Raw genomic sequence first — 6851 nt, forward strand, 5'->3', positions numbered from 1 at the left:
CCCGGTACGACGGTGCGGCGGACTCCACGAGCAGGCCCCTCCCACGACGATCTCCACCAAGATCATCGCACCACCCTCCTCAACTTGATAACCCCTCGCCGGACTCCACCTCGCCGCCATCTTCATCTGGTCAGCGGGGTGATCCCAAGGAAAGGCCCCCCAGCTCGCGTATCCGCTTGTTCTTCTCGCTCATCTCCCGCCGCAGCCGCTCCAGCTCGGCTCGCTCGGTGTCCCGCAGCCGGCCGCCCGAAGCAGCGGGCGCGGGCCGGTCGGAGGAGGCCGAGCCGTTGCGCCGCCACCGCGACACCCAGCTGTGCAGCGTCCCGGAGTGGACACCGAGCTCCTCGGCGACCTCCGGGATCGGCCTGCCGTCTCGATCACAATGCGCACAGCACCCTCACGAAACTCAGGTGCATACGTCCGTTGCCTGGACCCCATGAACCTCAACTTCCCCTGCATTCAGGGATTCCACGCTACGAGGGGAGGGACCTGGGGCTTTCCCCGTGACCGTGGACACCGGTTGTAATGCGGCGGTGGCCAGCGTAGTTGATCGCTGCTCGTAGGTGGTCCGGCGGCTGGTCACCGCGGGTGGGCGCCGCTCCTTTTCGCGGGGGGAGATGCTTGAGGCCGAGCTCGGGGAACTCAAGTCGGCGCTTTGCGGGGCCCGCGTCGAGGTGCGGGTGTGGAAGATGTCCGCCCAGGGGCGCCTGTCCCTTCGAGGACCTCGAAGGGATCCGCACTCGGGCGGCGATGCCGGCTTCGAGGTTCTGCGTCCGCGTCCTCGGTCGAGCGCGCCAACGGAGGCGCTTTCCGTGGTGCGGCGTTCGTCCGGTTCATCGCCTCCCGCCCCGAGCTGGTGCACATCCGCACACGGGCCAAGAGCCCCGGGCAGAACGGCGTGCGCGAGCGTGGCTTCGGCTCCTGAAGTACGAGCACCTCTACGCCTCGACATCGACGCTCTCGACACCCTCGCGACCGCGGCCGAGGAGTACCGGCACGTCTTCAATCACATCCGCCCGCATACCGCGACCCGGCCCTGCACCCCCACCTTTCAAACCGCCCGAAGCGAGCCACAAACTTGACGCGGGTCAGTCCCTGCAGACACCTCAACGCTGCCGCAGCAAGAGTCACAGGAGTATCGACGCCGACCAGAGTGCTGCGTGTTGTGCTGTCTGCTGGCATGGGTTCGGTTAGGCTTGTGGTGTGATGGCCGAACAGTCATCCGCGGGTCACTTCAGCATCGTCGCCGTGGCGTCGTCCGCGGGCGGTATTCAAGCGTTGAGTGTGCTGCTCGGGGAGCTGGGTTCCGACTTGCCGGTACCGGTGCTGGTTGTCCAGCACCTAGACCCGCGGCACCGGACTGTGCTCGCCGAGATCCTCGCCCGCCGCACCGGGCTTCGGGTCAAGCTCGCTGAGGCGGATGAATGTGTGCTGCCCGGCACCGTTTATATTGCCCCGCCTGACCGGCACCTCCTCGTCGGAGCCGGCGGCGTTGTGACCCTGGCCCGTACCGAGCTCGTCCACTTCGTACGCCCCTCCGCCGACCTCCTGTTCGAGTCGGTCGCAGGTGCCTACGGGGCAGCGGCGATCGCCTGCGTGCTCACGGGTACCGGTAGAGACGGCGCCATGGGAGTCGGCGCGGTCAAAGCGCGCGGTGGAACGGTGATCGTCCAGGACCCGTCGACCGCACAGTTCGCGGGGATGCCGCAGGCAGCGGTAGACACCGGCGGCGTGGACTTCGTGCTACCTCTGGAGGAGATCGCCGTATTCGTGCGCGGACTTGTCGAGGCCAAGAGGCAGTGATGCACTGATGGGTGAACCGCAGGACAACGTGGCACTGGAGGAGCTGCTCGGCTTCATCCGTGAGGCCCGCGGCTTCGACTTCACCGGCTATAAGCGATCCACGCTGAGTCGGCGTATCCACAAGCGGATGACTGACGTCGGCATCGGTGCCTACGCGGACTACCAGGATCTGCTGGAGGCCAACACGGAGGAGTTCGGTGCCCTCTTCAACACGATCCTGATCAACGTCACCTCCTTCTTCCGCGACCCGGAGGCATGGGCCTTCCTCCAGCACGAGGCTATCCCCGAGCTGCTCGCGGCCTTGGCACCGGACCAGGAGATCAGGGTATGGAGCGCGGGTTGTTCCAGCGGCGAGGAGGCGTTCTCGCTGGTCGTCATGTTCGCGGAGGCACTCGGTGTCGAAGAGTGCCTACGGCGGGTCAAGATCTACGCCACAGATGTCGACGAGGAGGCGCTGCGCGCGGCCCGGTCGGGGCTGTATCCGTCGAAGTCCCTGGAATTGCTCTCCACGGATCTGCGGGACAAGTACTTCGAGCACAACGGTGCGCAGTTCAGCTTCCGCCCCGACCTGCGACGCCGGGTGATCTTCGGCCGGCACGACATCACCCGGGACGCCCCGATCTCCCGGCTCGACCTGCTCGTCTGCCGCAACACCCTGATGTATTTCAACGTTGAGGCACAGACGCAGATCGTCGACCGTTTCCACTTCGCCCTGCGCCCGGGCGGTTTCCTTTTCCTCGGCAAGGCGGAGATGCTGCTGAACGACGCCGAGCGGTTCGAAGTCGTGAACATGCGCCAGCGCGTATTCAGACGCCGGGCCGGCGAGACCACACTGCCGTACCAGCCTGCCCCCCTGAAGATCAGATCGGGCGCAGGCATCGAGCTGCACTCGGTCGCACGCACCCGCCACCTGCGTGACCTGGTTCTCGACGCCAGTCCGGCTCCGTTGATCGCCCTGGACGGCGACGGAACTGTCATGGTGATCAACAGTCAGGCGAGGATTCAGCTCGGTTTGACCACGACCGATGTCGGCCGTCCCTTCCAGGACCTGGAGATCTCCTATCGTCCGGTCGAACTCCGTTCCCTGATCGACCAGTCCACGCACGAGCGTCGGACCTTGCGCGTCAACCGGGCCGAGCGCAGGCTGGGTGAGGACGTCCAGTACGTCGACATCCTCATCCAGCCGCTCTCCGGGTCCAACGGCCTGCACGTCGGCACGACGATCTCCTTCACCGACGTCACTGTCGCCACGCGGCTGAAGGCTGAGGTCAAAAGGGTCCAGGAGGACCTGGAGACGGCATACGAGGAACTGCAGTCCACCAACGAGGAGCTGGAAACCACCAACGAAGAACTCCAGTCCAGCATTGAAGAACTCGAAACGACGAACGAGGAACTGCAGTCCACCAACGAGGAGCTGGAAACCACCAACGAAGAACTCCAGTCAGGCAACGAGGAACTGGAGACGATGAACGAAGAGATGCGCATCCGCACCGATGAACTGGACGAGGTCAGGGCCTTCCTGGAAGCGGTTCTGACGAGCATCGCGGCGGGCGTGGTGGTGCTGGACAAGGACCTGAAGGTCAGGAGCTGGAACCGGGGGGCCGTCGAACTGTGGGGACTGCGTGCCGACGAGGTGATGGAAGAGCCCTTCTTCGAGCTCGACTTCGGGCTTCCCACCGATGCGCTGCTGCCTGTCGTACAACGGTGCTTGGAGACACGCAAGCGCTCCGGCCCGGTCGCTGTGGAGGCCCTGAGCCGCATCGGCAGGTCCATCACCTGCGACGTCTTCTTTTCCCCGTTCGACGGGCACCACGGCGGGGTCGTCCTGATGATGGAAGAGAGTCGAAGAGACGCCCCCGAATGACAACGCGGCGTACTCTTTACGCATGGACCCGCGAAGGCGCGAGGAGGATCTCAGTCTGGCAGCCGTGGCACGGCGTCGGGCAGCACTGGCCCATGAGCGCGCGGACCGGGCGGAGGCGGCCGCCGAGCGGCACGAACTGTTGGCAAAGGAACCCGGACGCGAGTTCCATGCCCACATCGCAGAGACACAACGCAAAACAGCCGCGTGCCACCGTGCCACGGCTCAGCTCCAGGAGAACTTCGCCCGGCGCGCGGCGCAATGGGACCAGGGCTGCGGCACCCGACCGCGATTCATGACCGGTGTCGCCGAGGCATGTGGCACGGGGAGCGCAGCAGTCACGTTGGTCGACGCCGGCCAGAACCAACTCGCGATCGCCGTGTCCGACGAACAGTCCCGAGCAGCCCAGGAACTGGAGTTCGTACTCGGTGACGGGCCGACCCGTCACGCGGCGGCGGCACGCCGTCCACTCCACGTGTCCGGGCGGGCACTGGAGACACGCTGGCCCGGCTACGGAACCGGCCTCGCCTCCCTGGGTATCACCTCGGTGGTCGCACTACCGCTCCCGTCGCAGGACAGTTGCATGGGCGTGTTGACAGTCTTCGATCCACAGCCCGGTATTGGAGAGCTCACCGGGGTCGCCGCCGCCCTCACCCCCATCGTGCTCCTCGGCCCCGACTCAGACACGGGCCTCTACGGCGAAATCAACATCCGCCCGACCGTTCTCCACGCGACGGCCATGCTGTCCGCGCAACTCAGTCGTCCCGCCGCCGACGCGCTGGCACTCATCAAAGCCCGGGCGTTCGCCGAGGAAGTATCGATCGAGACAATCGCCCGGCAGATCATCCACGGAGACCTGAAACTCGGCTGAGCCCGAGTGGGACGTAGGTCTCCGTATCCGGAGAAGTACAGGAACGATGCCATCGCGTTGTACCGGGCGGCGGGGGATTGCCCCTATCAAGGTGACGGCGCTGTCATGCTGGTGAGGGTGGGCAGGGCATGCTTTGCCGTTCGCCGGGCGTCGTCAACTTATCGGGTCTGGCGGGTTGTTGAGGTGTGGCAGGGCGTGGTGGGGCTGGGTGGCAGCCCTGGTTCAGCTCGCCGTGGGCAGGGCGGTGACGCCGGTGATGTGGTCCCAGACGGTGAAGCGGGTGGTCATCTCGGTGCGGTACTCGGGTGCGGTCATCAGGTGACGGCGGGGCCGGAAATGTGGTGAAATCTTGCTGAATGCGGCGAGGAACTTCTGGGCTGACCGGGGCGAGCGGAAGCCTTTCATGGCGCGCTCACGCTGGCGGGTCGGCTGGTGTGAGTTCTCCGCCCGGTTGTTCAGGCCCTTGTGGGAGCGGTGTTCCACCGAGCCCATCAGCGCGCGGTGAGCCGGCCCGTAGGAACGGCACTTGTCGGTCACCAGCACCCGGGGCACCCGGCACTGCTTCTTTATCAGCCTGGCCATGAACCGCTTCGCGGCCTTCGCGTCCCGCTTCGACTGGACCAGAATGTCCAGCACATGGCCGTCCTGGTCCACCGCACGCCACAGGTACTGCCGCACCCCGTTGACCTTGATGAACACCTCGTCGAGGTGCCATTTATCGCCGGCCTGCGGCCGACGGCGCCGCAGCCGGGCGGCGTACTCGGGCCCGAACTTGTCGCACCACTGCCGGACGGTCTCATAGGACACGATGATCCCCCGGGCCAGCAGCAGCTCCTCCACCTCACGAGGGAGCTCCTCCACCTCACGGAGGGAGAGGGGAAAGCGGAAGTACAGCCATACCGCATGGGAGATGACCTCGGCCGGGAACCGGAACCCCTTGTACGACACCGTCGCCCTGGTCCCCACAGCCACCCCCTCCCCGGGAAGAGCAACAAACCCGGCGATTCGTCCCAGATCCGAGACACCTCAATCAAGTTGACGATGCCGATGAAGAACCAGTGCCGGGTCCCGCGGGTGCTGGTCACGGACAAGTGTCGCTCCTACGGCCCGGCCCACCGGGTACTGATGGGCTCGGTGGAGCACCGCTCCCACAAGGGACTGAACAACCGGGCGGAGAATTCTCACCAGCTTCCCAGAGCGCCTGCGGCGTTCGCCGTGAGCAGGGGAAACTGAGGGTGCTGCCCGGAACGCCGGTGTTTTCTTGGTGCGTTGAGCCCGGGGACCAGTTGCGGAGCCGACTACGGGCACTGAGAATTGTTGTCGTGAACACGCTGGTTAGAGTCTTTGGCCTTCCGGCTCCTCCGGGCAGTGCCATGTTGCACTTCGTCCGGGAAGGGGGTCGGTCGCCGTGGAAGTCATGCACGAGCGGTGCGTGGCGCCTTGATCAGGGCTGCGAGCTCCCTCGTATGAGTGCCCTTGCGAACGAACGCGCTCGCTGCGGACGCTGGATGGCGGCCGGTATGTTCAGGGCCGCTGCCTGCGGCATTTCTTCCTGGGGTCGCGCGCTGCACCAGCCCTTGGACACCAGCGGGCAGTGGCGGGAGCCCACATTCACCGCTGCCGCGGGCTCCCGCCAACAGGTCAGTGCAGCGCCTCGCTGACCTTCAGGATCAGAGGGCGCCCCTTCGCACCGTACGCGCCAGGCAGCGGCCCCGCTCTCCTCCGCTTTCGTGCATCCGGGGTCAGCTCTTCTTGCCCCTGGCCGCGTGCAGCCAGTCGAGGGGCTCTTGGGCCAGCAGCTCAGCGGCCAGCCATTGCCGCAGAGCCCGTTGCAGGCAACCGGACCGCCTCCACTCAGGCCAATCTCACGCAATCACCCGGCGCGCTGCCGCAACGCGCAGCATGCTGAACATTCCAGCGGCCAGAACGGAGAGCACTCATGCAGCTCAGGTTCATCGGCACTACATCCGAGAACGGCAACTGCCCCACGCTCTACGAGGACCTCGAAACCGGTGACATCGTCGTGCAGGGGTACACCGTCACCGACCCCGAGGACATCGCCCAGCTCCGTGACGTCCTCGACAGCGAGTCGTTCGTCCGCGTCCCCCGTGAGCTGCTCACCCGCTTCACTCCCCGAGGCTAGGAGTAGACCGCGTGTCCGACCTGATCCCGTTCGACGAGATCACCCACCTGTTCACCGAGTTCGAGCACACCGCCTGGAGGCTGGAGACACAGCGCGGCTACGCCACCGACCGAGCCAGCCCCAACTGGCCGCGCTTCCAACGGGGCGAGTCCTTCGGCTACGACCCCGCCAGT

At 65.9% G+C, this 6851-nt stretch carries 7 protein-coding genes and 1 pseudogene; 6 read left to right on the forward strand and 2 right to left on the reverse strand.

Features of this window, described 5'->3' with window-relative positions:
- Positions 1-130 precede the first annotated feature (130 nt).
- Positions 131-361 (reverse strand): transposase, encoded by a 231-nt coding sequence (locus ACZ7HQ_RS44380; protein WP_471003057.1) that lies wholly within the window; start codon positions 359-361, stop codon positions 131-133.
- Between the two features lie 845 nt (positions 362-1206).
- Between ACZ7HQ_RS44380 and ACZ7HQ_RS44385 the strand changes: the two genes are divergently transcribed.
- Genes ACZ7HQ_RS44385 through ACZ7HQ_RS44395 form a run of 3 tightly spaced genes read left to right on the forward strand, consistent with a single transcriptional unit; the run spans position 1207 to position 4535 of the window.
- Positions 1207-1803, forward strand: coding sequence for a chemotaxis protein CheB (locus ACZ7HQ_RS44385; protein WP_471003060.1), 597 nt, complete (start codon positions 1207-1209; stop codon positions 1801-1803).
- Positions 1804-1810: 7 nt separating this feature from the next.
- Entirely contained in the window at positions 1811-3667 is a 1857-nt protein-coding gene (locus ACZ7HQ_RS44390; protein WP_471003046.1) for a CheR family methyltransferase, read from the forward strand.
- 22 nt (positions 3668-3689) lie between these two features.
- Positions 3690-4535, forward strand: a complete 846-nt coding sequence (locus ACZ7HQ_RS44395; protein WP_471003049.1) for a GAF domain-containing protein — start codon at positions 3690-3692, stop codon at positions 4533-4535.
- A 222-nt stretch (positions 4536-4757) separates the two neighbouring features.
- On the opposite strand, the gene ACZ7HQ_RS44400 is transcribed toward ACZ7HQ_RS44395, so the two are convergent.
- The gene (locus ACZ7HQ_RS44400) at positions 4758-5501 is read right to left on the reverse strand and encodes an IS6 family transposase (RefSeq protein ID WP_471003052.1); all 744 of its coding nucleotides are present in this window, start codon (positions 5499-5501) and stop codon (positions 4758-4760) included.
- A 96-nt stretch (positions 5502-5597) separates the two neighbouring features.
- Here ACZ7HQ_RS44400 and ACZ7HQ_RS44405 point away from each other — a divergent pair.
- The 3 genes and pseudogenes from ACZ7HQ_RS44405 to ACZ7HQ_RS44415 form a co-directional block, all read left to right on the forward strand.
- Positions 5598-5720: pseudogene (locus tag ACZ7HQ_RS44405) on the forward strand (IS6 family transposase); the annotation flags it as partial.
- Between the two features lie 754 nt (positions 5721-6474).
- Positions 6475-6678, forward strand: a complete 204-nt coding sequence (locus tag ACZ7HQ_RS44410; RefSeq protein ID WP_471003055.1) for a hypothetical protein — start codon at positions 6475-6477, stop codon at positions 6676-6678.
- 11 nt (positions 6679-6689) lie between these two features.
- The coding region (locus ACZ7HQ_RS44415; protein WP_471003063.1) for a DUF6879 family protein at positions 6690-6851 on the forward strand (162 nt) is incomplete at its 3' end.

The sequence above is a fragment of the Streptomyces sp. NPDC037290 genome, assembly GCF_055603245.1.